General features: G+C 65.7%; 21 protein-coding genes. 17 read left to right on the plus strand and 4 right to left on the minus strand.

Features of this window, described 5'->3' with window-relative positions; genetic code table 11:
* Window positions 1-69: 69 nt before the first annotated feature.
* Window positions 70-1,938 (minus strand): gamma-glutamyltransferase, encoded by a 1,869-nt coding sequence (gene ggt / locus ACQGNJ_RS08545; protein ID WP_426688811.1) that lies wholly within the window; start codon window positions 1,936-1,938, stop codon window positions 70-72.
* 179 nt (window positions 1,939-2,117) lie between these two features.
* Here ggt and ACQGNJ_RS08550 point away from each other — a divergent pair, with 179 nt between their 5' ends.
* Both ACQGNJ_RS08550 and ACQGNJ_RS08555 read left to right on the plus strand, forming a co-directional pair.
* On the plus strand, window positions 2,118-2,726 hold the full coding sequence (locus ACQGNJ_RS08550; RefSeq protein WP_426688812.1) for a DUF3228 family protein: 609 nt from the start codon (window positions 2,118-2,120) through the stop codon (window positions 2,724-2,726).
* 74 nt (window positions 2,727-2,800) lie between these two features.
* Window positions 2,801-3,937: an MBL fold metallo-hydrolase gene (locus ACQGNJ_RS08555; RefSeq protein WP_426688813.1), complete on the plus strand. Its 1,137-nt coding sequence runs from the start codon at window positions 2,801-2,803 to the stop codon at window positions 3,935-3,937.
* A 545-nt stretch (window positions 3,938-4,482) separates the two neighbouring features.
* On the opposite strand, the gene ACQGNJ_RS08560 is transcribed toward ACQGNJ_RS08555, so the two are convergent.
* Together ACQGNJ_RS08560 and ACQGNJ_RS08565 are read right to left on the minus strand one after the other, a co-directional pair.
* The gene (locus ACQGNJ_RS08560) at window positions 4,483-5,535 is read right to left on the minus strand and encodes an NAD(P)-dependent alcohol dehydrogenase (RefSeq protein ID WP_426688814.1); all 1,053 of its coding nucleotides are present in this window, start codon (window positions 5,533-5,535) and stop codon (window positions 4,483-4,485) included.
* A gap of 127 nt (window positions 5,536-5,662) precedes the next feature.
* Complete coding sequence (locus tag ACQGNJ_RS08565) at window positions 5,663-6,646, minus strand: aldo/keto reductase (protein WP_426688815.1); 984 nt, start codon at window positions 6,644-6,646, stop codon at window positions 5,663-5,665.
* A 126-nt stretch (window positions 6,647-6,772) separates the two neighbouring features.
* Here ACQGNJ_RS08565 and ACQGNJ_RS08570 point away from each other — a divergent pair, with 126 nt between their 5' ends.
* The 12 genes from ACQGNJ_RS08570 (at window position 6,773) to ACQGNJ_RS08625 (ending at window position 22,462) form a co-directional block, all read left to right on the plus strand.
* Window positions 6,773-7,666, plus strand: coding sequence for a LysR family transcriptional regulator (locus ACQGNJ_RS08570; RefSeq protein WP_426688816.1), 894 nt, complete (start codon window positions 6,773-6,775; stop codon window positions 7,664-7,666).
* Window positions 7,667-8,064: 398 nt separating this feature from the next.
* Window positions 8,065-9,564: a catalase gene (locus tag ACQGNJ_RS08575; RefSeq protein ID WP_426688817.1), complete on the plus strand. Its 1,500-nt coding sequence runs from the start codon at window positions 8,065-8,067 to the stop codon at window positions 9,562-9,564.
* A gap of 177 nt (window positions 9,565-9,741) precedes the next feature.
* Entirely contained in the window at window positions 9,742-11,670 is a 1,929-nt protein-coding gene (locus tag ACQGNJ_RS08580; RefSeq protein ID WP_426688818.1) for an alpha/beta hydrolase family protein, read from the plus strand.
* A 349-nt stretch (window positions 11,671-12,019) separates the two neighbouring features.
* Window positions 12,020-12,523: a PepSY domain-containing protein gene (locus ACQGNJ_RS08585; RefSeq protein ID WP_426688819.1), complete on the plus strand. Its 504-nt coding sequence runs from the start codon at window positions 12,020-12,022 to the stop codon at window positions 12,521-12,523.
* Between the two features lie 205 nt (window positions 12,524-12,728).
* Complete coding sequence (locus ACQGNJ_RS08590) at window positions 12,729-15,197, plus strand: hybrid sensor histidine kinase/response regulator (protein WP_426688820.1); 2,469 nt, start codon at window positions 12,729-12,731, stop codon at window positions 15,195-15,197.
* A gap of 389 nt (window positions 15,198-15,586) precedes the next feature.
* Window positions 15,587-16,495 carry a cytochrome ubiquinol oxidase subunit II family protein gene (locus tag ACQGNJ_RS08595; protein WP_426688821.1) on the plus strand — a complete coding sequence of 303 codons (909 nt, stop codon included), beginning with the start codon at window positions 15,587-15,589 and terminating at the stop codon, window positions 16,493-16,495.
* Between the two features lie 62 nt (window positions 16,496-16,557).
* On the plus strand, window positions 16,558-18,600 hold the full coding sequence (locus ACQGNJ_RS08600) for a cbb3-type cytochrome c oxidase subunit I (protein ID WP_426688853.1): 2,043 nt from the start codon (window positions 16,558-16,560) through the stop codon (window positions 18,598-18,600).
* The gene (locus ACQGNJ_RS08605) at window positions 18,597-19,220 is read left to right on the plus strand and encodes a cytochrome c oxidase subunit 3 (RefSeq protein ID WP_426688822.1); all 624 of its coding nucleotides are present in this window, start codon (window positions 18,597-18,599) and stop codon (window positions 19,218-19,220) included. Before ACQGNJ_RS08600 ends, ACQGNJ_RS08605 begins: the two co-directional genes overlap by 4 nt.
* Window positions 19,217-19,570, plus strand: coding sequence for a cytochrome o ubiquinol oxidase subunit IV (locus ACQGNJ_RS08610; RefSeq protein WP_426688823.1), 354 nt, complete (start codon window positions 19,217-19,219; stop codon window positions 19,568-19,570). Before ACQGNJ_RS08605 ends, ACQGNJ_RS08610 begins: the two co-directional genes overlap by 4 nt.
* Window positions 19,571-19,679: 109 nt before the next feature.
* A complete protein-coding gene (bhcC, locus tag ACQGNJ_RS08615; RefSeq protein ID WP_426688824.1) occupies window positions 19,680-20,843 on the plus strand; it encodes a 3-hydroxy-D-aspartate aldolase BhcC in 1,164 nt (387 codons plus the stop codon).
* Window positions 20,844-20,900: 57 nt separating this feature from the next.
* Window positions 20,901-21,974, plus strand: a complete 1,074-nt coding sequence (locus tag ACQGNJ_RS08620; protein ID WP_426688825.1) for an alpha/beta hydrolase family protein — start codon at window positions 20,901-20,903, stop codon at window positions 21,972-21,974.
* Entirely contained in the window at window positions 21,971-22,462 is a 492-nt protein-coding gene (locus ACQGNJ_RS08625; protein WP_426688826.1) for a GNAT family N-acetyltransferase, read from the plus strand. Before ACQGNJ_RS08620 ends, ACQGNJ_RS08625 begins: the two co-directional genes overlap by 4 nt.
* Before the next feature lie 160 nt (window positions 22,463-22,622).
* On the opposite strand, the gene ACQGNJ_RS08630 is transcribed toward ACQGNJ_RS08625, so the two are convergent.
* Window positions 22,623-22,994, minus strand: a complete 372-nt coding sequence (locus tag ACQGNJ_RS08630) for a YciI family protein (protein WP_426688827.1) — start codon at window positions 22,992-22,994, stop codon at window positions 22,623-22,625.
* Between the two features lie 551 nt (window positions 22,995-23,545).
* Between ACQGNJ_RS08630 and ACQGNJ_RS08635 the strand changes: the two genes are divergently transcribed.
* The 3 genes from ACQGNJ_RS08635 to ACQGNJ_RS08645 all read left to right on the plus strand — a co-directional run bounded on the left by ACQGNJ_RS08635 (window position 23,546) and on the right by ACQGNJ_RS08645 (window position 25,528).
* Complete coding sequence (locus ACQGNJ_RS08635; RefSeq protein ID WP_426688828.1) at window positions 23,546-23,866, plus strand: hypothetical protein; 321 nt, start codon at window positions 23,546-23,548, stop codon at window positions 23,864-23,866.
* A gap of 150 nt (window positions 23,867-24,016) precedes the next feature.
* Window positions 24,017-24,637: a DedA family protein gene (locus tag ACQGNJ_RS08640; protein ID WP_426688829.1), complete on the plus strand. Its 621-nt coding sequence runs from the start codon at window positions 24,017-24,019 to the stop codon at window positions 24,635-24,637.
* A 306-nt stretch (window positions 24,638-24,943) separates the two neighbouring features.
* Window positions 24,944-25,528 carry a chemotaxis protein CheB gene (locus tag ACQGNJ_RS08645; protein WP_426688830.1) on the plus strand — a complete coding sequence of 195 codons (585 nt, stop codon included), beginning with the start codon at window positions 24,944-24,946 and terminating at the stop codon, window positions 25,526-25,528.
* Window positions 25,529-25,673: the final 145 nt, after the last annotated feature.

The raw sequence follows: 25,673 nt of genomic DNA on the forward strand, positions 1-25,673 counted from the left end.
CGAATATATGGCGCCGCTACGAACGACCGGACTTGAACCGTGCCGCTGCGTCGCCTGCGGTGGGTGCCTTCAATACCCAGCCGCCAGACCCGCCGGACGACGCGGGTCGTTGGCGCCTTCGAGCAGGCCGGTTTCGGGATTGACCAGGATCGCCTCGACCGCACCGCCATTGAATGTCTTGAACGTGTAACCCATGCCTTCCAGCGTCTGCTGCGCCTCGGGGGTGAGCATGCCCTGCCCCACGTAGACGACATCCGGATACCACTGCTGGTGCACGCGCGGCGCGTTGACCGCCTGCTGCATGTTCATGCCGAAGTCGACCACGTTGAGGAAGCTTTCCAGCGTGGACGAAATGATCGTGGCGCTGCCAGGGCTGCCGGTGAGCATGAACACCTTGCCGTTGCGCAGCACGATGGTCGGCGTCATCGAACTCAACGGTCGCTTGCCCGGCTCCACCTGATTGATCACGCCCTGCACCAGGCCCGCGCCATTGGCTATGCCGGGCTTGGCGGTGAAGTCGTCCATCTCGTCGTTGAGGAAGAATCCGGTGTCACCGGCCATCTGCTTGTTGCCGAACAGGAAGTTGATCGTATAGGTCACGGCCACGCCGTTGCCGTCCGCGTCGACCACCGAATAATGCGTGGTGTGATTGCCTTCGGGTGCGCCGAGGCTGCCGGTGACCTCCGACGAGGGCGTGGCCTTGTCGGGCCGGATGGTGGCGCGCAGCTTCGCCACATGCCCGGCCGACAGCAGCGTAGCGATGGGATTGGTCACGAAGGCCGGGTCACCCAGATACGTGTTGCGATCGGCGAAGGCGCGGCGCTCGGCCTCGACCAGATAGTGCACGGTGTCGACCGAGCCATAGCCCCACTTGGCCAGGGGATAGGGTTCGATGAGCTGCAGGATCAGGCACACCGTGGTGCCGCCGGAACTGGGTGGCGGTGCGGAGATCACCGTATAGCCGTGGTAGTCGCAGGTGACCGGCTTTTCCCATTGCGCGGTGTAGTCGGCAAAGTCCTGCAGCGACAGGATGCCGCCGTTGGCCTCGCTTGCCTTGACCACGGCGTGGGCAATGGAGCCTTTGTAGAACGCATCGGTGCCGCCATCGGCAATCCGTTCCAGCGTGTGCGCCAGCTGTTTCTGGACCAGCCGCTCGCCGACTTTCCACGGCTTGCCGTGGTTGAGGAAGATCGCGGACACGTTGGCGTGCCCGGCAAACGCTTTCGCACTCGAGTCGAGGCTGTCGATGTCGCCCTGCTGCAGCACGTAGCCCTCGCTGGCCAGCTTGATCGCCGGCGCGATGACCTGTTTCAGCGACATCGTGCCGTAGGTCTTCAGTGCGGTGTTCAAGCCCATGACCGTACCGGGCACGCCCACACCCAGGTAAGTATCGGTGCTGCGGTCCTTGACCACGTTGCCTTCGGCATCCTGGAACATGGTCGGCGTGGCTTTCAGCGGGGCCTTCTCACGGAAGTTCAGGAACAGGCTGCGCCCGTCCTTGAGGTGGATGTTCATGAAACCGCCGCCGCCGATGTTGCCGCAGCACGGATGCACCACCGCCTCGGCGTAACCGACCGCCACTGCCGCATCGATCGCGTTGCCGCCCTGCTTGAGGATGTCCACGCCCACCTGGGTCGCCAGGTGTTGGGCGGTGACCACCATGGCGTGCTTCGCTGTCACCGGCCGGGCCTTGGCCAGGTCTGCCCGGGTGTTGGCGAAGGTATGGCCGGTCTCGTCCGGATTGGGGGAGACCAGTGGCTGCGCAGCGACGATCGCCGGATGGCCCTTGGTCGGCATGCTGTTTTCGGAACAGGCCGCGATGCCGATGACCGCCATGGCCAGTACCAGCGCCTGCCGCCAACCCAAAGGGATGTCATGCGACGGTGTCAGCAGACCGTGCAGCCTCGGGCGGGATGGCAGCGCATTTCGGTTCGACATGAATGTCCCTCCACGGTCAAGGCCTTGAGCATAGTTGCAGGCAGGCAAGTGTGGCCAATGACAAGACCGGTAGCGGGCATAACCGGGGGTTCTGCATCATGCCGTTCGCCTATGGGGCTGCGCTTGCCCCGAGCCGGCATTCCCGTGCGGTGTGATTCAATCCACGCAAGGAGAACCCCATGCCGAAGACTGTACCGACACCCCCCGCGCCCGCCCGATCCTCCACCGCCCGGTCCATCGTGCTTACCCCCTTTGCCCGCACCCGTCTGTTCCCGCGCGATGCCCGACGCAGTGCCATCCAGGATTGCAGCGCCGAGGCATTCGAGCAGCGCCTCAACACCGAAATTCCGCTGCATGTTCTGCCCGGTTACGCGCCGTTCTGCCGCCTGCACGTGCATCGCAACTGGACCAGCACGCGCTGCACCGCCACGCCCATCACCGACATGAACCGTCACCAGCTTCGCTCTGCCTACGAGGCCCGCAGCACTGATGAACTGCCGGTGCTGGTGCGCTGGTTCGAAGGCATCGACCCGCCGGTCGCCAATTACCTGCTGCCGATTCTCTACAGCCGCGAGCAGCTGGCCAGGGAAGGCGCGCCGATCGATGCGGATTGGGGCGTGGTCGGCTGCCTCTATACCGCCGAACCGGAAGAAATTCCGATGGTGCCGATCACCATGTTGCGCAATGCGCTGGGTGTCGACGAGGGCGGCTCGGGCGTGCCGCTGGATCGCGCGGCGTATCGGCGTGCCGTGGTGTTCTGGGAGCAACACGCAAATTGGCGCGGATGAAGGCCAGCCCTTGATTTGTGCCAACGCGGCGCGCATTGCAGACAAGTGCTGCACACGCCACAGGAACCACAGCCATGCGATCTTTCGGCAAGCCCGCCCAGGGCGAACGTCTCGAGCGACTGCACGACCTGCCGCTGTGGGATGGCGAACAGTTGCGCAATATCCATCCGGTGCTGCCCGGCTTGCGCAATACCTCCGCACCCCGGCCCACGCTGCGCGACTTCGTCTTCGGTGGCCCGGATCGCACCCCACCGGCACCGCTGCCCGCCAACGATCCGCGCGGCGAGTGGCTGAAACCGCCGTCCAGCGGGCTGCGCGCCACCTGGCTCGGCCACTCCACCGTGCTGCTGGAGATCGACGGCTGGCGCGTATTGACCGATCCGGTCTGGGGCCAGCGCGCCTCCCCCTTCACCCTGCTCGGCCCGAAACGCTTCCAGCCGGTACCGGTCGGCCTGCATGATCTGCCGCACATCGATGCGGTGGTGATCTCGCACGACCATTACGATCACCTGGACTACCCGACCATCCGCGCGCTGGCGAAATCGAAGGTCCCTTTCGTCACCTCGCTCGGCGTCGGCGCCCATCTGGAGGCCTGGGGCATCGCGCCGGCGCGCATCACCGAGCTGAGCTGGTGGCAGAGCCATCGCGTGCCAGGCACCGGCCTGAGCATCACCGCCGCGCCGTCGCAACACTTTTCCGGGCGCGGCCTGAAGGATCGCAACCTCACGCTGTGGTCGTCGCTGGTGATGCAGGGCGAACGGCACAGCGTGTTCTTCAGCGGCGACACCGGGCTCACCAGCGAATACGAAACCATTCGTGACCGGCTCGGCCCGTTCGACCTGGTGATGCTGGAAGTCGGCGCATTCCACCCTTCGTGGGGCGACATCCACTTGGGCCCCGCCAATGCGCTGGCGGCGCATGCCATGCTCGGCGGCGGCGTGCTGATGCCGGTGCACTGGGGCACGTTCGCGCTGTCCACGCATGCCTGGGACGAGCCGGTGGAAACCCTGTTGTCGCTGGCCGATCCCCAACGCACCCACCTGCTGCTGCCGCAACTCGGCCAGGCTGTCGAGCCGGTGCAGCGGCGACCGGTGACGCCCTGGTGGCGCGGCGCGGAGACCCCCTTGGCACGCCACCACGCCGAGCCCGATCGGGTCGAGGCCAGCGACGCCGACCGACTCGCCGAATCGGTCCCCTGGCCGCTCGACTGAGCCAGTCGCCCGACGAACGGCCCGAAGCCTCGCCCCGCACTTCTCCTCCCCCTGCTCGCAGGGGGAGGCCGGGAGGGGGTGCTCCTGTTCTTCCGCGGCTGACCCGAAGAGCGACCCCACCCCCACCCTCCCCTGCTGCGCAGGGGAGGGAGCAACAACTCGGCGCAGGTCAATGTTGCGAAAGAACTCGCCGGCCTGCACTTCTCCTCCCCCTGCTTGCAGGGGGAGGCCGGGAGGGGGTGCTCTTGCTCTTCCGCGGCTGACCCGAAGAGCGACCCCACCCCAACCCTCCCCTGCTGCGCGGGGGAGGGAGCAACAACTCGGCACAGGTCAATGTTGCGGAGGAACTCGCCGGCCCGCACTTCTCCTCCCCCTGCTCGCAGGGGGAGGCCGGGAGGGGGTTCTTGATCTTCCGCGGCTGACCCGAAGAGCGACCCCACCCCAACCTTCCCCTGCGATGCAGAGGAGGGAGCAACAACTCGGCGCAGGTGTGACGTTGCGAAGGAACTCGCCGAGCGCCGTGCCGCGAAGCACGACGGCGCGGATCAGCTGGCCAGTGACTTGTTGTCGATCACGAAGCGGTACTTCACGTCGCCCTTGACCATGCGGTCGTAGGCCTCATCGATCTTCTGCATCGGGATCATCTCGATGTCGGAGACGATGCCTTTCTCCGCGCAGAAATCCAGCATTTCCTGCGTTTCGGCGATGCCGCCGATCAGCGAGCCGGCAATCGCGCGTCGCTTGAAGATCAGGTTGGCGATGTTCGGCGACGGATGCGGATGCTCCGGCACGCCGACCAGCACCATGGTGCCGTCGCGCTTGAGCAGGCTGGTGAAGGCATCCAGCGAATGGCTGGCGGCGACGGTGTTGAGGATGAAGTCGAAGCTGTTCGCGTGCGCCTTCATCTCGTCGGCGTTGCGCGACACCACCACCTCGTTGGCGCCCAGGTCCAGCGCCGCCTGACGCTTGCTGTCCGAGGTGGTGAACGCCACCACGTGCGCGCCCATCGCATGCGCGAGCTTGACGCCCATGTGGCCCAGCCCGCCAATGCCGACCACGCCGACCTTGCTGCCGGGGCCGACCTTCCAGTGCCGCAACGGCGAGTACGTGGTGATGCCCGCGCACAGCAGCGGCGCCACCGCGGCGAGCTGCGCCTCGGGATGGCGGATCTTCAGCACGAATTTCCGGTCGACCACGATGCGCTGCGAATAACCGCCCAGCGTGTGGCCGGGCGCGTCCGCGGTCGGGCCGTTGTAGGTGCCGACGAAACCGTTCTCGCAATACTGCTCCAGCCCCTCGTCGCAGGCCGCGCAATGCTGGCAGCTGCCGACCAGGCAACCCACGCCCACGGTATCGCCGACCTTGAAGCCGGTGACTTCGCCACCCACGGCACTGACGTGGCCGACGATTTCGTGGCCGGGCACGCAGGGGTACAGCGTGCCGCCCCACTCGGAGCGCACGGTGTGCAGGTCGGAATGGCAAACGCCGCAATAGGCGATCTCGATCTGTACATCCTGCGGGCCGGGTGCGCGACGCTCGATGTCGAGCGCTTGCAGCGGCTTGTCGGCGGCGTGTGCGCCATAGGCTTTGGTAGTCATGGGGTTTCCTTGCTGGGTTGATGCTTGAACGGAATCAGGGTGTCGGCTCTACAAGATATGCCTCATCGGTCAGCTTCTCCATCCATCGGGCAACTTTGCCATCGTTGCCTGCCGGATGGGGCGTCGCCTACTTGCCCACGCGCGCGGCCAGGTGCGCCGGGTAGCGATCGCCCTGCACCTGGATCTGCGCCAGCGATCGGGATACTTGCTGCAGGTCAGCCGCACTCAGCGTGATGTCCGCCGCACCCAGGTTCTCCTGCAGGCGCGACAACTTGGTGGTGCCCGGGATCGGCACGATCCATGGCTGCTGCGCCAGCAGCCAGGCCAGCGCGATCTGCGCCGGCGTGGCCTGCCTGTCGGCGGCGATGCGTCCGAGCAGATCGACCAGCACCTGGTTGGCCCGCCGTGCCTCCGGCGAAAAGCGCGGCACGCTGCTGCGGAAATCGTCCTTGTCGAACGGCGTGTCCGCATCGATCTTGCCGGTGAGGAAACCCCGGCCCAGCGGGCTGAACGGGACGAAGCCGATGCCCAGCTCGGCGCACGTCGGCAGCACTTCCTGCTCCGGCTCGCGCCACCACAGCGAGTATTCACTCTGCAGCGCGGCCACCGGCTGCACCGCATGCGCCCGACGGATCGACTGCGCGCCTGCCTCCGACAAACCGAAGTGCCTGACCTTGCCTTCGGCGATCAGCTGCTTGACGGTGCCGGCCACATCCTCCATCGGCACGTCCGGATCGACGCGGTGCTGGTAGAACAGGTCGATGCGATCGGTCTTCAGGCGCTTCAGCGCGGCTTCCGCGACGGCGCGGATGCGCACCGGCCGGCTGTCCATGCCCGCTTTCGCCTCGCCATCCCTGAAACCGAACTTGGTCGCGATGACCAACCGATCGCGAAACGGCGCCAGCGCCTCGCCCACCAGTTCCTCATTGGTGAACGGGCCATAGGCCTCGGCGGTGTCGAAGAAGGTCACGCCCGCCTCGACGGCCTGCCGCAGCAAGGCGATCGCATCGGCCTTGTCCATCGCGGTGCCATAGGCGAAGTTCAGTCCCATGCAGCCGTAGCCGATGGCAGAGACCTCAAGGCCGCTGTTTCCGAGCCTCCGGGTTTGCATGGTGTTTCTCTCCAGGATCGTGGCGACAAAAGCGCAGGTCGTGCAGTTTGACGCGCCCGGGCCCGCTCGATTAGACGGGATAATCCGAATGCTCTTATGATTTCAGCTCATCAATGGGAATCGGCCATGGCGCGCGAGAACTACAACGACCTGCTCGCCTTCCTCGCCGTGGCCCGTGAGCACAGCTTCACCCGCGCCGCCGCGCAACTGGGCGTGTCGCAGTCCGCGCTCAGCCATACCATCCGCGCGCTGGAAGCCCGGCTCGGCCTGCGCCTGTTGACCCGCACCACGCGCAACGTGGCGCCCACCGAGGCGGGCGAACGGCTGGCGAGGGAGCTGACGCCGAACTTCGAGGACATCGACGCGGCGCTCGCCAACCTCAGTGAACTGCGCGACAAGCCCAGCGGCAGCTTGCGCATCACCACCGGCGAGCACGCCGCCAGCACGATCCTGTGGCCGGTGCTGCGCGAACTGCTGCCGCAATACCCCGACATCCGGGTCGAAGTGATCAGCGATGCCACCCTCACCGACATCGTGGCCGAGCGCTTCGATGCCGGCATTCGCCTCGGCGAGCAGGTGGCCAACGACATGATCGCCGTGCCCATCGGGCCACCGATGCGCATGGCCGTGATCGGCTCGCCGGCTTACCTGGCGTCCCACCCGAAGGTGAAGACTCCGCGCGACCTGACCGGCCACGACTGCATCAACATCCGCTTCCTCACGCGCGGTGGCCTGTACGCCTGGGAATTCGAGAAGAAGGGACACCCCCTGAACGTGCGCGTGGAGGGGCGGCTGACCTTCAACAACATCCGCCACGTCATCGCCGCAGCATTGGACGGCTTCGGCCTGGCCTGCGTGCCCGACGACATGGTCCGCGAGCACATCGATCATGGCCGACTGCAACGCGTGCTCGCCGACTGGTGCCCGCCGTTCCCCGGCTACCACCTCTACTACCCGAGCCGGCGGCAGCCATCCCCCGCGTTCTCACTGCTGGTGGACGCACTGCGCAAGCGCCGCTAGCAGCGGCTATCGCGAGCGGATCGCCACCTTGCCATGCCAACCCTCGGGCGACGGCGAAGACCGGCAACGGCACGACACGTTCGTGCAATAGCCGACCGATGCGTTCTGCTGCGATGGTGGCTGGCGCCCCATCGGGAAGCACCATGATTTCCATGCCCACCACCGCGCCGCGTGTCCCGGCGCAAGCCGTGCTTGCGGCAACACCGCGCGGCGACCGTGGCACCAGCGATCGGAAGACAATCGTCGCGATGCAGCCAGCCCTGAACCCGCCCGCTGCAAGAGTCTGCCTATCACGCCGATTGGAAGAACCGAATGGCTTGCCCGCGCCATTGCCGGCAGACTCGAACAACGCAGTGCCCATGCCCTCCCCGCCAGCCACCGATAGAAGGAAGCACGCCATGTCCCACTCCGACAACAGCCCCAAGCGCGGCTCGACCACCGGCTCCGGTGCCCCCGCCAGCAGTGACCGCAACTCGCTGACCCTTGGCCCGAACGGACCGATCCTGCTGCACGACGTGCATTTCCTCGAGCAGATGGCGCACTTCAACCGCGAGAAGGTGCCCGAGCGCCAGCCGCATGCCAAGGGTGCCGGCGCATTCGGCGTGCTGGAAGTCACCGCGGATGTCTCCCGCTACACCAGGGCTGCGCTGTTCCAGCCGGGCGCGACGACCGACATGCTGGCGCGCTTCTCCACCGTCGCCGGCGAGTCGGGCAGCCCGGACACCTGGCGCGACGTGCGCGGCTTCTCGCTGAAGTTCTACACCGACGAGGGCAACTACGACCTGGTCGGCAACAACACGCCGGTGTTTTTCATTCGCGACCCGATGAAGTTCCCGCACTTCATCCGCAGCCAGAAACGCCTGCCCGACTCCGGTCTGCGCGACAACCACATGCAGTGGGACTTCTGGACGTCCAACCCGGAAACCGCGCACCAGGTCACCTATGTCATGGGCGAGCGCGGCCTGCCGCGCACCTGGCGCCACATGAACGGCTACGGCTCGCACACCTACATGTGGATCAACGCCGCCGGCGAGAAGTTCTGGGTGAAGTACCACTTCCACACCCGCCAGGGCATGGCCTTCTTCAACAACGCCGAAGCGGCCGCGATGGCCGGCGAAAACGCCGATTTCCACCGCGCCGACCTGTTCAACGCGATCAAGCGTGGCGAGCATCCGGTGTGGGACCTGTCGGTGCAGGTGATGCCGTATGCGGAGGCGAAGAACTACCGTTTCAACCCGTTCGATCTGACCAAGACCTGGTCGCACAAGGATTACCCGCTGATCAAGGTCGGCACGATGACCCTGAACCGCAACCCGGAAAACTTCTTCGCGCAGATCGAGCAGGCCGCATTCTCTCCCGGCAACACCGTACCGGGTATCGGCCTGTCGCCGGACAAGATGCTGCTGGGCCGTGCATTCGCCTACGCCGACGCCCAGCGCAACCGCATCGGCACCAACTTCCACCAGCTGCCGGTGAACCAGCCCAGGGTGCCGGTCAACTCGTACATGTTCGACGGCCAGATGACCTACCACCACAGCGGCAACGCCCCGGTGCACGCACCCAACAGCGGTGGCCGATCCTGGTCCGATGACACCGGGCCGGTGGCCGACGGCTGGGAAACCGACGGCGAGATGGTGCGCAGCGCCTATACCTTGCATGCGGACGACGACGACTTCGGCCAGGCCGGCATCCTGGTGCGTGATATCTGGAACGATGCGCAGCGCGCCCAGTTCGTCGATCAGGTCGCCGGCAGCCTGCTCGGCGGCGTGCGCAGCCCGGTGCTGGAACGCGCCTTCGCATACTGGAAGAACGTCGACGCCACCGTCGGCCAGCAGATCCAAGACAAGGTGCGCGCCGGCAGCGCACCGGAGCCCGCCGAAGGCATGGGCGAAGGCTGAGCGGTTCCGCGCGGGAAGGTCTGCCCGTACATGCCCCACGCACAAGGCAGGGGCAGCCAGCTTCAACGGCTGCCTCTGCCTCTTTTCAGCGCCCCCGTTTTCCCCAAGAATGCCGCAGGGATTCACCCATGACCGCGACCGCACGGTGGTTACGCACGGGTGACAAGGGGAGCTTTCATGTTTGCTGCATTTCTGGCCGCGCTGGCGCTGGCCTCGGCTGTTCCTGGGACGGCATCAGCATCCCCGACAGCACCTCCGACCATCGACGCCATGTTCAAGCGGGCGGAATACGAGCAGGTCCAGATATCGCCGGACGGCCAGTTGCTGGCGATTGCCTATCGCGTCAACGACGGCACCAGAATCACCGTCCTGCGTCGCGCCGACAACCAGCCCGTTGCCCAGGTCGATCCTGGCTCGCGCGGCGAAGTGTCCACGCTGCGATGGCTGGGCTCGACACAACTGGTGGTCGCTGCCAACCGCAGCGTGGGCCCGTATTGGTCGCCCGTGGTCAATCCGGCGCTGTACCTGCTGAAACTGGACAAGCCCCATCCGAAGATCCTTCCGGCGAATTTCATCGGCACCATCGAGGGGGACGACCAGCATGTCCTGGTGCGCACCTGTGACACGTTCGAGAACGGTGACTGCGTCTACCAGGTGCGTCGCGTGGCCACCGACAAGATGTCGGCCGATGGCGATGTCATCGCCAGGGCTCCCGCGGCCGACACCAGTTTCATGGCCGATCATGCCGGCAAGGTGCGCTTTGCCTGGAGCTGGAGCGACAAGGCGCGTGGTCGCCTGTATGTCAGCCCCAGCGACGGCAAGTGGACGCTGCTCAATGACAGCGATACCAGCCATGTCGACGTACAGCCGCTGGGCATTTCGCGCGACAACCGCAGTGCGTTCCTGGACGCCGAGCGCAGCAACGGGCCGGACGTCGTCGAACGTTACGACTTCGCCACCGGCGAACGTACCGTGCTGCTGCAGGATCCGGTGTCCGACCCGTTGGGCATCATCTTCTCGATGGACCAACGCGAACCGATCGGCGCATGGTTCGGGCCCGGCAGGCCGCAGGCACGTTACTGGAATCCGGACAGCGACGACGCCAAGTGGCACCGCGCGCTGGAGCAGGCGCTGCCCGACAGCAAGGTCACCGTGGCCAGCGCCAGCGCCGACGGCAACGTGCTGGTGCTGCATACCCGCAGCGATCGCGACCCCGGAACCTTCTACGTGCTGGACCGCGCCACGCACAAGATGCAGCTGCTGTTCCGCAGCCGCTCCTGGCTGGATGCGGCCGCCATGGTGCCTGCCGAGGCGTTCGCCATGCGTGCCCGCGATGGCCTGCCGCTGCATGGCTTCGTCACCGTTCCCGCACACGGCAGCACTCCCCCGCCGATGGTGGTGATGGTGCACGGCGGGCCCTATTACGTAGCCGACGAATGGGGTTTCGACGAGGAGACCCAGCTGCTGGCCACCCACGGTTACGCGGTGCTGCGCGTGAATTTCCGTGGTTCGGCGAACTTCGGCCGCGCCTTCATGGAGCGCGGCTATCAGCAGTGGGGCGCAGCGATGCAAGACGACATCACCGACGCCACCCACTGGGCGATCGACCAGGGACTGGCCGATCCCGGGCGCATCTGCATCTACGGCGCCAGCTACGGTGGCTATGCAGCCCTGATGGGCGCGGCGCGCGAACCCTCGCTGTACCGCTGTGCGATCGGCCTGGCCGGTGTCTACGACCTCGATCGTCTGTACAGCTGGGGCGACATCCATCGCAACAACTACGGCATGAACTATCTCAACCGCGTGCTGGGTCACGATGCCGCCGTCCTCGCCGCGCGCTCGCCGGCCAGCCTGGCCGCGCAGATCGACATTCCGGTGCTGCTGGCGCATGGAGCGCTGGACGGCCGCGTGCCCAGCAAGTACGCCAAGGAAATGCGCAAGTCGATGAAGCGCGCGGGACATCCGGTGGATTACGTCGAATACCCCTACGAAGGCCACGGCCTGAGCAACCCCGAACACCAGCACGACTTCTACTCGCGCTTGCTCGACTTTCTCGATGGCAACCTGAAACCGGCGCCCACTGGCGTGGTGGCTGGCTCGAAGTAGACGCCACCAGGCGCCGTTTGCTGTCCGGCCATCGCGGCGCACTCCTCGCCCACGCATCTGCACACCACCATGCGCCGCCAGCGCCGATGGAGAGCAGTTGCAACTCCGACGGCACACCTTGTTCAGATTGCCGGCGATCACGTGGGAATCGGCCAGCCAAGCGGGTTTGCCGGCTGGCAGCGGCCCGCTCTTCACCGGGAAATCACGCTTACGTTCACGTCGTCATCGGATGGTCGGTGCTTCCATCGGAAGGGTATGAGCCCACGATGCGTGCGCCCAGACCGGTTCGAACTGCGCCTGCACACCGGCGCAACCTCGCCCGCTTCTCCACCACCCCAAGGAGTTCCCGATGATCAAGCGCACCCTTCCCCTGTTGATTGGACTGGCGGTTTGCAGTGTTGCCTTTGCGCAGGACCTGCCCGCCAACACGCAGTCGGCCACCACGACCACCCAAACCACCACCACGGTTTCCTCCTGGACCGCCGAGCCGCCCGCCGGTGCGTTGACCGAAGAAGGCATCAAGACGGCGATCGCCGATGCCGGATTCAAGGAAGTGAAGGACCTGGAGTTCAAGGACGGCGTCTGGCGCAGCAAGGCCCGTGGCGGCAACAAGCAGTGGGTGGAGCTTGCGGTGGGGCCGGTCAGCGGCAAGGTGTACGTGAACAAGGCACCGTCGAAGCTCAACAAGGACGAGATCAGCGCCAAGCTGGCCGCGGCCGGCTACCAGAACGTCCATGACGTGGAGTACGAGGAAGGACTGTGGAACGCCGAGGCCAAGACCGCCCACGGCCAGGATGTCGAGCTGCTGATCGATCCGGATGATGGCAGCGTGGTCGCCAAATCGCGCGACTGATACCCGGCGGTGACACCGTCCCGACGAACCCGGCGCACTGCCATGCGCCGGGCTTTTTCATGGCGGCAGTTCCGACACGGGTCACCCGCGGGCGGCACGCCTTCAGTGGGCCGCAGCCCGGTGGTGTCGCCGCAATGGTAGCCTGCGCGGACACAGGTGCAAGTCGCGCCCGGGCTTGCTCAATCGAACAGGGTGGTCGGATCGCATGGTCAATGTGACTTTTCTCGCCGGCGGCGGCGAAATGGGAGCGATGACGCGCGCTTATGACTGGTCGCGGCATGCCCTGGGCAAGCCCGAAGTGTGGCCACAGGCGTTGCGCACGGCCATTCGGCTGGTGCTCAACTCGCGCCACCAGTTGTGCCTGTTCTGGGGCAGTGACGCCATCTGGTTCTACAACGATGCCTATGGGCAGACACTCACCAGCGAACGCCATCCTTCGTCGCTCGGTTTGCCCGGGCGCCAGGTATGGCCTGAAATATGGAGCGAAATCGGCACCCAGATCAGCCAGGTGATGTCCGGCGGCAGCGCCACCTGGCACGAAAATCAGCACCTGGTGATGCGCCGCGAAGGTCGCGACGAGGACACCTACTGGACCTACAGCTACAGCCCGATCGACGACGAGTCCGCGCCCGGTGGCGTGGGCGGCGTACTGGTCGTGTGCACCGAAACCACCGAGCAGGTGCTGGTGTCCATGCGTGCGGTGGAGGAACGCAAGCGACTGGCGGAACTGTTCGAGCAGACGCCCTCTTTCATGGCGGTGGTGCGCGGGCGGCAGCACATTTTCGAGTTGACCAATCCCGGCTATGTGCGACTGATCGGCGAACGCAATGTACTGGGTCGTCCCGTGGCCGAAGCGCTGCCGGACGTCGCCGAACAGGGATTCATCGGCCTGCTGGACACGGTCTACGACAGCGGCGAACCCTACGTGGCCATCGGCACGCCATTCGCCATGCAGTCGGCACCCGGCGGACCGGTCAGCCAGCGCTATCTGGACTTCGTGTATCAGCCGATCAAGAACGCCCTTGGACAGGTCACCGGGATCTTTGTCGAAGGCACCGACGTCACCGAGCGGACGCTGACGGAGACCGCCTTGCGCAGCAGCGAGGCACGCCTGCGCGCGCTCAACGCCGATCTCGAACAGCAGGTGGTGCAACGCATGCAGGGGCGCGCCCGTACCTGGCAGCTGAGCACCGACATCATGGGCGTGCTCAACGCCGAGGGCATCTTCGAGCTGTCCAATCCGGCCTGGCAAACCATGCTGGGCTGGCCGGAGGAAACCATCGCGCGCACGCCGTTCTTCGACTTCCTGCACCCCGACGACCTGGTCCGCAACCAGGTTGCCTTTGCCCGCGCGATCGAGCTGGGCGAACCGGCGCTGCGCTTCGAGAACCGCTACCGGCACGCCCACGGGGGCTATCGCTGGTTGTCCTGGGTGGCGATTCCCGAGGGCGACAAGGTCTACTGCAGCGCCCGCGACATCACCGCTGAAAAAGAGGCCGCCGAGTCACTGGTGCGCACCGAGGCTGCATTGCGCCAGGCGCAGAAAATGGAGGCGGTCGGACAGCTCACCGGCGGCATCGCGCACGACTTCAACAACCTGCTCGGCGGCATCATGGGCGCGATGGAAGCGGCGCGGATGAAGCTCGACGAGGGCCGGGTCGAGGATGCAACGCGCCATCTGTCGCTCGGCGAAACCGCCGTGCGACGTGCCGCGTCGCTGACCCAGCGCCTGCTGGCCTTCTCGCGGCAGCAGACGCTCGACCCGCGCTCCACCGACGTGAACCAGCTGGTCAACGGCATGGAAGACCTGATCCGCCGCAGCATCGGTCCCTCGATCCAGCTGGAAGTGCTCGGCGCCGGCGGCCTGTGGCCGAGCCTGGTCGATCCGCCCCAGCTGGAAAACGCGCTGCTGAACCTGTGCATCAACGCGCGCGATGCGATGCCCGATGGCGGCCGCCTGACCATCGAAACCGCCAACCGCTGGATGGACACTGGCGCCGCCGCCGAATGCGAGCTGGAACCGGGGCAGTACGTCTCGATCAGCGTCACCGACACCGGCACCGGCATGACCCCGGGGGTGATCGCGCGTGCCTTCGATCCGTTCTTCACCACCAAGCCGATCGGCCAGGGCACCGGCCTGGGCCTGTCGATGATCTACGGTTTCGCGCGCCAGTCCGGCGGCCAGGTGCGCATCGTTTCCGAGCCCGGTACCGGCTCCACCCTGAGCATCTACCTGCCGCGCCACGATGCCGCTCCCGTCGACGCGGAAACGACGCACGCGGTACGCCTGCCGCCGTCAACGCAGCAACGCGAGACGATCGTGGTGGTCGAGGACGAACCCTCCATCCGCGAACTGGTCTGCGAAATCCTCGCGGATGCCGGCTACACCGTGCTGCATGCCGGCGACGGCAGCGCAGGCCTGCGCATCCTGCAGTCCGGCCAGACCGTCGACCTGCTGATCACCGACGTCGGCCTGCCCGGCGCCATGAACGGGCGCCAGATGGCCGACGTCGCACGCACCACCCGAGCGGATCTGAAGGTCCTCTTCATGACCGGCTACGCCGAGAATTCCATGATCGGCAACGGCCACCTGGAACACGACATGCACGTGCTGACCAAGCCGTTCTCGCTCGATGCCTTGCGGCGAAGAGTTCGCGACATCCTGCCGGGCTGAGGCAGGCCCGAACCCGCAACGTCCCACTGCTCTCGTCCGACCACGGGCGCACCCGGCTGACGACGCGCGCGTTCGCTCGGGTATTCGCCCCGTCGTCACGAATACAGGCATACGGTTTTTCGTCGACGCCTTCGGCGTGAGCGGGCGGCGCGTTGCCGGCCCGCGGCATTCCGGCGCAGTCAGTCAACCGCATGCCCGGCGTGTGCTGAGGGTCGGTTCGAGCCGCCAGACGAGGAGGAAGCATTACTGTGAACGGCGGGAATCGCGACCCGGGCTGGAACCGCTTGAGCGGACCGGATCCGGCCACTCGACCGGGCCCACGTGTTCAGCATGACGCCCACCCTTCCGCAGCCTGGGCGCGGCTGGTTTGGCAACTCGGCATCTGCGCCATGTTGCTCGCGCTCACCGCGTGCGCCGGCGACACCCATCTGAGCTTCCTCAACCCGCAGGGGCCGATCGCCGACGCGCAGCGTTGGCATTTCTACGAGGTGCTTGGCGTGATGACCGTGCTGGTGGCGGGGCCGATCTTCCTGCTGCTGCCGTTCTTTGTCTGGCGCTATCGCTACGGCAGCAAGAAGGCGAAGTACGCGCCGCGCTGGGAATCCTCACGCTTGCTGGAAATAGCGTCCTGGGGCGGCCCGATCATCATCGTGGCGATACTCGCGTTCTTCGTGTGGCGTGACGCGCACCGGCTCGACCCGTACCGTCCGCTGGCTTCCGGGCAGGCGCCGCTGCGGGTCCAGGTGATCGGCTATGACTGGAAATGGCTGTTCATCTACCCCGACCAGGGCATCGCCACGGTCGGCGTGCTGGCGATGCCGGTCGGCCGGCCGCTAAGCCTGCAGCTCACCTCGGCCACGGTGATGCAGTCGCTGTTCATTCCCGCGCTGGGCAGCCAGATCTATGCGATGGGCGGCATGGTGACGCAATTGAATCTGCAGGCCGACAAGCCGGGGCGCTCGCTCGGCGAAAACACCATGTACAACGGCAACGGCTTTCACCAGCAGAAATTCACCGCGCAGGCCATGTCGGCGACCGACTTCGCCACCTGGGTGCAACACGTTCGCGCAAGCGGCATTCCGCTGGATGCCCAGGCACTGCGCCTGGTGTCGCGGCGCGCGACCCGCCGCGAGCTGATCGTCGCCTTGCCGGGCACCAACGCGATGGACGGCAATGTCTACTTCACTGCAGCGAGCCGGACGCTGTTTCCGGCCGTGGTCAAGGCCACGATGGAGGGCAAGGCCGAGCTGCCGGCCAGTGCGTTCGTGGCCACTGCCGGCGCGGGGCGCCAGCGATGAGCATGCAGGCTGTCCTGCATCCCTGGGGCCGCCTGGGCCCGCAGGCCCTGCCCTTCCGGGACATGCTGCAGCACCCCGATCGCGAGCACCTCATCAACGGCATCATCGCCACCGGCGCGGCCTCGCTGGTGGTGTTCGGCGGCATCGCGCTGGTCGCGCTGCTGACCCGCTACAAGCTGTGGCGGCCGCTGTGGTCGCGCTGGCTGACCAGTCCCGACCACAAGAAGATCGGCATCATGTACGTGGTGATCGCCCTGGTGATGCTGGCAAGGGCGTTGATCGAGGCGGTGCTGATGCGGGCGCAACAGGCGTTCGGGCTGGGTGGCGGCTTTCTTTCGCCGGATCATTTCGCCCAGCTGTTCAGCACCCACGGCACCATCATGATCTTCTTCATGGCGATGCCCTTCCTCACCGGCATCATCAACTACGTGATGCCGCTGCAGATCGGCGCACGCGACGTGTCGTTCCCCGTGCTCAACTCGATCAGCCTCGGCCTGACCGCGGCCGGCGCGGCGCTGGTGATGGTATCGCTGGTGATCGGCACGTTCTCCACCGGCGGCTGGTTCGGCTACCCGCCGTATACCGAGGCCACCTTCAGCCCCGGCGTCGGGCCGGACTACTGGATCTGGGCCTTGAGCCTGGCCTCGCTGGGTTCGACCTTCACCGGCATCAACTTCGCCGTCACCATCTACAAGGAGCGCGCGCCGGGCATGCGCTTCATGCGCATGCCGCTGTTCACCTGGACTGCGCTGTGCACCAGCATCCTGATGATCTTCGCGATGCCCCCGCTCACCGTCGCCACCGCGCAACTGGCGCTCGATCGCTATCTGGGCTTCCACTATTTCACCAATGCGCTTGGCGGCAACATGATGAACTTCGCCAACCTGTTCTGGCTGTTTGGCCATCCGGAAGTCTATATCCTGATCCTGCCGGCGTTCGGCGTCTATTCCGAAGTGGTCTCCACGTTCTCCGGCAAGGCGCTGTTCGGCTACCGCTCGCTGGTGATGGCCACCATGGCGATCGCGCTGCTGTCCTTCACCGTGTGGCTGCACCACTACTTCACCATGGGCCAGAGCGCCGACATCAACGCGGTGTTCGGGATTGCCTCCATGCTGATCGGCATTCCTACCGGGGTGAAGATCTACGACTGGATGTGGACGATGTTCCGCGGGCAGGTGCGTCTCACCGTACCGATGGTCTATTCGCTGGGCTTCATCCTGCTGTTCGTACTGGGCGGGATGAGCGGCATCCTGCTGGCCAATCCCGGCATCGACTACCAGGTGCACAACACCGTGTTCCTGGTGGCGCACTTCCACAATGTGGCGGTGCCCGGTGTGCTGTTCGGCATGCTTACCGCCTACCATTTCTGGTTTCCCAAGGCGTTCGGTTTTCGCCTCGACGAACGCTGGGGTCTGGTCTCCGCCTGGTGCTGGATCATCGGCTTCATGCTGGCGTTTTTCCCGCTGTACGCGCTGGGCATCATGGGTCTGCCGCGGCGCACGGTGGCGTACGCCGAAGCGCGCTATGTGCCGCTGGAAGGGGTGGCGTTCCTGGGCGCATTGGTTCTTCTGGCGGCGCTGCTTTCGCTGCTGTGGCAGCTGCGGGTATCCATCAGGCAACGCTCGACCCATCGCGTCCCGATCGGTGATCCGTGGGATGGGCGCAGCCTGGAATGGTCGACCGCCGCGCCACCGCCGGAGTACAACTTCGCCGTGATCCCGGTGGTCGACGGACGCGATGCCTTCACCACCGCCAAGGAGGACGGCCGCGCCCGTCAGCCACCCCTCGCCTACGCGGATATCGAACTGCCGAAGAACAGCGCGATGGGTCCGCTGGTCGCCGTGATCGGCTTCCTGCTCGCGTTCGCCCTCGTCTGGCACATCTGGTGGATGGCGCTGCTGTGCTTGCTCGCAGCCATCGGCTCGATGATCGCCCGCGGCTTTGCGCGCGATATCACGCGCATCGTCAGCGCCGCGGACGTGGAGCGGCAAGACCGGCTCTGGCTGGTCGCGGTGCAAGCCGCCACCGCCGTGTCGCGCGCGGATGAATGCAAGCCGCTCAACACGGGGCTGGCCCGGCACCAGGCCGACGGTGTGTCGCCATGAACCGGCCGGCGATGAAGCATCCCGGGTTGAACCTGGGCCCCGCCCACGGCAAGGTCGACCAGATCGCCGAGAAGATGATGTTCGGCTTCTGGGTCTTCCTGATGAGCGATGCCATCCTGTTCGGCATGGTGTTCGCCACCTATGTCACGTCACTGCATGGCACTGCGGGCGGACCCGGCCCGCATCAGTTGTACGACATCAGGAGCATCTTCATCCAGACCCTGCTGCTGCTTGCCAGCAGCTTCACCTTCGGCATGGCGTCGCTGGCGCTGAAGTACCGGCACGGCAAGCCGAAGCTGATCGGCTGGATGGTGGTGACCCTGCTGTTGGGCGTTGCCTTCCTGGCCTTCGAACTGCGCGATTTCTCCAGCATGGTCGCCCGCGGCGGCGTGCCCAGCCGCAGCGGCTTCCTGTCGGCCTTCTTCGATCTGGTGCCGCTGCACGGCCTGCATGTGGCCGCTGGCTGCGTATGGATGATCGCCCTGTTTGGCCAGCTTGCGCGCCACGGTCTGGATGCCATGTCCACGCTGGGCATCATGCGGCTGGCGCTGTTCTGGCACTTCCTGGACATCGTCTGGATCGCGATCTTTTCCGTCGTCTATCTTGCGGGGCTGACATGAACGACCACGCCAGCGGACAGCAGGCACAGCGAAAGCAGCAGGAACGGCGCGAATTCCGTTCCTACGCCTGGGGTCTTGGCCTGGCCCTGACACTGACCGTGCTGCCGTTCGCGCTGGTGCAGTGGAACCCCGGCATGCCGCGCCTGCCGCTGCTGATCGCCGTCGGCGTGTTCGCGCTGCTGCAGATGCTGGTGCATTTCCGCTGCTTCCTGCACATCGGTTTCCGCCAGCAGCGCGAGGACCTGCAGCTGATCCTGTTCTCGGCCTTGCTGCTGGTCATCATGGTGGGCGGCACGATCTGGATCATGGGCAGCCTGGCGGCGCGCATGGCGATGACCATGCATCCCTGATCGCGGAGGGGTCGGTATCTGCAGCCGGTGGCCTTGCCTGGAGGCGATACCTTCTACATCATCATCGCCGGACCCCATGTCGATCCCGACCGGCGCCGCGGAGCTTCTCTTGAACGCAACGATGGAATTCACCGACGGCGACGTCGGCTACGACATCCCTGCCCTGCCCGGCATGGACGAGGCGGAGATCCAGACGCCCTGCCTGATCCTCGATCTCGATGCGCTGGAGCGCAACATCATCAAGATGGGCAACTACGCGCGGGAACACGGCATGCGTCACCGCAGCCACGGCAAGATGCACAAGTCGGTCGATGTGCAGAAGCTGCAGGAGAGCCTTGGCGGTGCGGTCGGCGTGTGCTGCCAGAAAGTCTCCGAAGCCGAGGTGTTTGCGCGTGGCGGCATCAGGGACATCCTGGTATCGAACCAAGTGCGGGACCCCGGCAAGATCGACCGGCTCGCCCGCCTGCCGCGCCACGGCGCCCGGATCACCGTCTGCGTCGACGACGTGGCGAACGTGGCCGAACTTTCGGCTGCCGCGCAAAAGCACGGCACAACCATCGAATGCCTGGTCGAGATCGATTGCGGTGCCGGTCGCTGCGGCGTGGCCACGGCCGGCGCAGCAGTCGGGATTGCCCAGGCCATCGAAGACGCGCCGGCGCTGCGATTCGCCGGCATCCAGGCGTACCAGGGCGCGATGCAGCACCTGGAACACTACGATGATCGCAAGGCCAGGCTCGACAGCGCGATCGCCCTGGTTAAGCCCATCATCGAGGGTCTGCAAGCCGCCGGACTGCCAGCCGAACTCGTCTCCGGTGGCGGCACCGGCTCGTATCGTTTCGAGTCCGAATCAGGCATCTACAACGAACTGCAATGCGGCAGCTACGCCTTCATGGACGCGGACTACGGACGCATCCGGGACCAGCGCGGCCAGCGCATCGACCACGGCGAATGGGAGAACGCGCTGTTCATCCTGACTTCGGTGATGAGCCGCGCGGTACCCGGCCAGGCGGTCTGCGACGCCGGACTCAAGGTGCTGTCGCTCGACAGCGGCCTGCCGATCATCCACGGCCGCGACGATGTGACGTACATCAACGCCTCGGACGAGCACGGCGTGATCGAGGACCGGCACGGCGTGCTGCGCATCAACGAAAAGCTGAAGCTGATTCCCGGTCACTGCGACCCGACCTGCAACCTGCACGACTGGTACGTCGGCGTGCGTAACGGCAAGGTCGAGGTGGTCTGGCCGGTGTCGGCACGTGGGAAAAGTTATTGACGTGCCACGCGTCAAGTCGCCATACAATTCCGCCTCCTTTCGTGGAAGGTCGACCGCATGAATCGTCGTTCACGCCGTGCTCTGATGAGCCGCATGTTCATCCCGGTACTGCTTCTCGCACCGGTCGCCGCCATCGCCCAGGCCGCAACCGGCGTCGGATTCCAGGCGATCGCGATTCACGACCCGGTCAACGGCGGCACCATGCCCGGCTACGTGTTCTACCCGTCCGCGCAAGCTTCGAAGGTCACCTGGCGCGGACCTTACGAATTGCATGCCACGCCCGACGCACCCGTCATCGCCGGCGCCAAGCCGCTGGTGGTGATCTCGCACGGCCACGGCGGGTCGAACCTGGGCCATCACGATCTTGCGGTCTACCTGGCAAGCCACGGCTTCGTGGTGGCGACGCTGGAACACCCCAGGGACAATTTCCACGACATGAGCGGTACCGGAACCGCCGCGGTATTGGTCGGCCGGGCGATCCAGCTAAAGGCCACGGTCAGCGAGCTGCTGAACGATCCACACTGGAAGACGCTGATCGATCCGAACCGGATCGGCGTCGCCGGCTTTTCCGCCGGCGGCTACGCCGCGCTGATGGTGGTCGGTGCGGTACCGCGCTTCGATCGCTACGTCGGCTACTGCGCACGACATCCCCACGACCCGGACTGCGCGACGCTGCAGAAGCTCCAGTCCCGGCGGACCGCGACGGCGGCCCTCGCCGCACTGCAGGCAAGCGTCGACCGCTGGGGCAAACCCGCTGACCCGCGCGTAAAGGCCGCCTTCGCCCTGGCGCCGCTGAGCCTGGTGTTCGACAAGACCGGTCTTGCCCACGTCGATCGCCCGGTTTATCTCTATTACGGTCAGGACGATCAGGTGCTGCTGCCGCAGGAAAACGTTCTGCACATCGCACCGCTGATAAAGACGCTCGCCGGCATCAAGATGATTCCCAAGGCGGGACATTACGTGTTTCTCGCGCCATGCTCGCCGCAACTCGCCAAGGACGCAGCGGACCTTTGCCAGGACCCGCCGGGCGTCGATCGCGTCGCGGCGCACCGGCGCATCAACGCCAGCGCACTGGCGTTCTTCCGCAAGACGCTGGGCGTCGCCACACACCGAGAGCAGGTTGCGCCATGAGTGACGTCCTTGCCATCCATGAGTTCAGCGATGATCTCGCGGTGCACTTCCGGGACATCAATGCGGAATGGATCCATGCCATGTTCCGCCTCGAAGAAACCGATCGGGATGTGCTGGAGAATCCGCGCGCGAGGATCATCGACGCCGGCGGCGTCATTCTCTTTGTCGAGGCACGCGGACTCGGGATCGTTGGCGCATGCGCCCTGCAGAAGACGGGCGCGACCAGCTACGAGCTCACCAAGATGGGTGTGCGCGAATCGGCACGCGGCATGAAGGCCGGGGAGTTTCTGCTCTCCGCGATCATCGACCGGGCAAGCTCGCTGGGGGCCGAACCGCTGTACCTGCTCACCAACGCCAAATGCGCCGCTGCCATTCATCTGTACGAGAAGCTTGGCTTCCAGCACGATGCCGAAATCATGGCCCGGTATGGAGCACGCTATGAAAGGTGCGACGTGGCCATGCGCTACCACGCCCACGCCTTGCGCTAACCCACCTTGTGGCTTCCTGCCCCGGCCTGCATGTCGCTTTGGATAGCGGACATTCGACGCAACCCACCAGGGATGATTCCCTGGCGAGAACAATCCACGTTGTCCGCGCAAGTCGAAACCACCACGCGCCAAGGCATGCTTGACGCAGGCGTCCAGGCCATCATGGGGCCAGATAGAAATCCATGGGGATAAGCTCGACGGCCCATCCGCCTTCTTCGCCCAGCGTGGCGGCCGGGTGCATGGATGCGATGCGCAGCGCCTCGTCACGACTGTCCGCCTCGATGATGAACAGGCCGCCCACCACTTCCTTCGACTCGGCGTAAGGCCCGTCGCTGACGTGTGTCTTGCCGCTGCGCGGACGAAGCGTCCTCCAGCTGTCCAGGTCGCCAAGCGACGCGGAAACCAGAACCTTGCCGGTAGCGCGCATCTTCTCGTCCAATGCCGGGCATTGGCTCACCAATGCCTTGACATCGTCTGGCGCCATCGCGGCGAATTTTTCCGGAGTGAAGTAGGCCAGGCCGAGGTATTTCATGGGAGATCCTTTGGGTGGTGATGTATTGACGACGAAGCTGATGGTCGGAAATCGACAATGCTTCGGGAGCGTTTGTAACAGGGTCTCGGCCAGCCTGTCCGCTTTGGGTCGGGCCTCTATCCGCCGCAGCCTGCATGGCCGTCAGCGGATCCGCATGGGCCGACAACGGCCGGATATGGCTGGTCCGTCCGCGTGACGATGGCGCTGCGATCACGTTCTTGGGCTACCTGCCCGGGCGCCTCGGCGCTCGCGATGATCGCCTGCGCCCTTGGGGCTGCCGTCCAAAGCGGCCGGCACCGACGCGGCGAATACCTGCACGCCGCGCCGATGCGGGGCACCAGGAACCCGGCTGCCACTGCACGCGCCCTTCATGGCGAGCGCCGCACGCTTCCCTCCCACCTCACCGGCAATGGCCCGGTGGGATCCTTCCTTGCGCGCCTCTGCGCGATCGCCCGCCTAGCCAGACAACCGCCCCCTCGTTACGGAGCACGATCATCAAACGACGCCCCGCTTCACTCGCCAACGCCTGGTTCGACCTCGCGCAACGTTCCATGGAACTGATGCAGGGCTCGGCGACCGTGATCGCCACGCGCACCGCGGCCATGGCGAACGCCGGAACCCACCCCTCCGCCGCGCATGATCGCGAGATGAAACGCATGGTGGACGAGAAGGTCGATGCTTCGGCCGCGTCGCTGGCCGGGATGGCGTTCTCCGCCACGGCAGCGTGCCAATCGCTGTGGCTGGGTTCGTTATGGGGCGGGCGCGCGCCCACCGCCGCGCAACTGCAGCGCGCCACCACCCGGGTGCTTGGCGCCGGCCTCGCGCCCTACCAGAAGACCGTGCGCGACAATGTAAGACGGCTGCGGAAGTAGCGTGTTGCGCCGGATCGGTTGCGCGGTTGCCTGCCGAGGTGCCCGATGCTGGCGCGGCCGCCGACCCTCGCTGAAAATGCGGCGGTCGCCTCCACTCGGCCAGATGCTCTGGCCCACAACCTGGCGCTGTCCCCGAACTCACGGAAACCCATGATCGCGAAACTGTTCAGCCTGCTTGCCGCGGCCATCATCGACCTGATCACGCGCAGCGGCTATCTGGGCATCGTGCTGCTGATGGGCGTCGAGAGCGCCTGCATTCCGTTGCCGTCGGAAGTGATCATGCCGTTCTCCGGCTACCTGGTGTTCAAGGGCTCGCTGGCCTTCTGGCTGGTGGTGCTTGCCGGAGCCATCGGCTGCGTGCTCGGCTCGCTGCTGGCCTACGCGGTCGGCGCGTGGGGCGGCCGCCGGCTGGTGGAGCGCTACGGCAAGTACGTGCTGGTGTCGCGCCGGGATCTGGATCTGGCCGACCGCTGGTTTCGCGAACATGGCGGCATCATCATTTTCGTGGGGCGGTTGCTGCCGGTGGTGCGCACCTTCATCGCCTTTCCCGCCGGCGTGGCACGCATGCCGATCTGGCGCTTCTGCCTCTATACCTTCCTGGGCTCGCTGATCTGGTGCGCGCTGCTGACCTGGATCGGGGTGAAGCTGGGGCAGCACTGGGACACCCTGGGCAGCTGGTTCCACCGCTTCGATGCCGTCATCCTTGCCGCCCTGCTGATCGCCTTCGGCTTGTATGTGTGGCGGCACGTGCGGCATCTGCGCGACGAGTGATCCGCTGCTCGCCGAAGCATGGCGCGGGGCAAGGATTCGGATGCCATGCAGGAGTCACGATGCCATCAATGGTCCGTGCGGCTCACCGAAGATACGTGAGCCTGCCGGCATCCCTTCCCGCATGCCCGTCAGCGGGTCGCCGACGGCTGGGTCGGAAAGCCTCACGTCGCCAACGCACGGGATGGTCCAGGGTGGCATAAGTCCAGTCGGTGTTTGCTCTGGATGTATCGCCCGACGCAGGTCGGTCTGCCAGGTCGTCAGACCACTGCGCCCCCGCTTTGGACCACTGGTGAAGGAGGCAGACGAATGAAAGCAAGTACCGGGCGGGATTTCCCGATCGTCTGCGTGGGCGGATCGGCCGGCGGTCTGGACGCCTATATCCGGTTGCTGAAACACCTGCCCAACGACATGGGCGTCGCGGTCGTCATCGTCAACCATGCGAGAAAGTTCGCCTCCCGGCTTCACGAGATCCTGCCGGGTTTCACCACGATGCCGGTGGAACTCATTGTCGACAGCCTGCGGATTGCACCCGATCGGGTCTTCATCATTCCTGCGCAGCGAGACCTGCACGTGTTTCACGGCGAGTTTCGGCTCGAACCGATCTCGAAGCCGCGGGGGTGGCCGGATGTCATCACCGTGTTCCTGCGCTCCGTGGCAGAACACTGGGACGGCAAGCTGATTGCCGTGATCCTCTCCGGCTACGACGGAGACGGCGCCGAGGCGCTTCGCGCCATCAAGGAAGTTGGCGGCACCACGATCGCACAGCGCCTCGACACGGCACAGCAGCCCGACATGCCGGAAAGTGCCATCGCCAGTGGCTTCGTTGATTTCGTCCTCTCCCCCGAGGATATCGCCAAGGCCATCGTGCAAATTGCCCACGCCGAACGGTAGCCGGAGGGCGGAGTCCGCTTGGCGGAGGAACGCGTTCCGGTGGAAGTCGGCCAGCACTCAGCTCGACAAAATGCCCTCTGACCGTTTCTTTGTCGGGGACAATCCCGCGCGGGTGATTCGGGCGGTGGGTGACCGCTGAGGGCTG

Origin of the sequence: Rhodanobacter ginsengiterrae (assembly GCF_050026815.1) — a bacterium.
Taxonomy (GTDB): Bacteria; Pseudomonadota; Gammaproteobacteria; order Xanthomonadales; family Rhodanobacteraceae; genus Rhodanobacter; species Rhodanobacter ginsengiterrae.